This window comes from Clostridium sp. DFI.1.208, assembly GCF_024463855.1.
GTDB lineage: Bacteria > Bacillota_I > Bacilli_A > Erysipelotrichales > Erysipelotrichaceae > Clostridium_AQ.
On sequence record NZ_JANGCA010000212.1, the window covers coordinates 1 to 402 of the forward strand.

At 48.0% G+C, this 402-nt stretch carries 1 pseudogene; it reads right to left on the reverse strand.

Annotation, left to right across the window (positions count from 1 at the left end):
* Window positions 1–103 precede the first annotated feature (103 nt).
* A pseudogene (locus tag NE665_RS24825) lies at window positions 104–402 on the reverse strand (hypothetical protein); the annotation flags it as partial.

Sequence of the window (402 nt, forward strand, 5' to 3'; positions counted from 1 at the left end):
CCATACTCAGTGCTACTAATTTTTTCATTTTCTTTTTCTCCTTTTCCCTCCCGTATCTTTTACATCCCCGGGGATCTCTCTGGGATACGTTCTGTTTTTTCTCTTACTTCTTCACTACGATGTTCAGCTGTGCCTTCGCTTCACCTGCCTTCTTCCCATCATCGTCATATGCCTCAAACGTTGCCGTACAGGCATACGTCCCCCTGGATAACTCCTCGTCCAGATGATCCTCCTTGATCACCTGACCGGGCTTGATCCCATCACTGTAATAGATCTCTTTATCTCCATCATCGATCACGATGCGCACCCGCATGTTGTAGTTGTTGTTCGCTGCATTTTCGATACGCAGCGTCCCCTTGCTCTTCCCATTCTCGAATACCGGGGTACTGTTGATCGAGATCG